This is a genomic window from Pontibacter sp. LHS1 (assembly GCF_058932855.1).
In genome coordinates, this window is sequence record NZ_JBZYWF010000036.1 from 1 (window position 1) to 670 (window position 670).

At 57.8% G+C, this 670-nt stretch carries 1 rRNA gene; it reads left to right on the forward strand.

The features are described 5' to 3' along the window. A 23S ribosomal RNA gene (locus AC5FXQ_RS21770) occupies positions 1 to 670 on the forward strand; the annotation flags it as partial.

The following is a 670-nucleotide window of genomic DNA, read 5'->3' on the forward strand; positions in this document are numbered from 1 at the left end:
AGAGGGGGACCGTGCTTGGTGGGTAGTTTGACTGGGGTGGTCGCCTCCAAAACAATAACGGAGGCTTTCAAAGGTTCCCTCAGCACGCTTGGTAACCGTGCGCAGAGCGCAATAGCAGAAGGGAGCTTGACTGTGAGGCCCACAAGCCGAGCAGGGCCGAAAGGCGGATATAGTGATCCGGTGGTTCCGCATGGAAGGGCCATCGCTCAAAGGATAAAAGGTACTCTGGGGATAACAGGCTGATCTCCCCCAAGAGCTCATATCGACGGGGAGGTTTGGCACCTCGATGTCGGCTCGTCACGTCCTGGGGCTGGAGAAGGTCCCAAGGGTTCGGCTGTTCGCCGATTAAAGTGGCACGCGAGCTGGGTTCAGAACGTCGTGAGACAGTTCGGTCCCTATCTGTTGTGGGCGTCGGAGATTTGAGGGGTTCTGTCCTTAGTACGAGAGGACCGGGATGGACGAGCCTCTGGTGGACCTGTTGTGGCGCCAGCCGCAGCGCAGGGTAGCTACGCTCGGACGGGATAAGCGCTGAAAGCATCTAAGTGCGAAACCCGCCCCAAGATGAGATCTCCCTTAAGGGCCGTCAGAGACGATGACGTTGATAGGCCGCAGGTGTAAAGGCAGAAATGTCAAAGCCGAGCGGTACTAATTGCCCGAGCGCGTTCTCAAG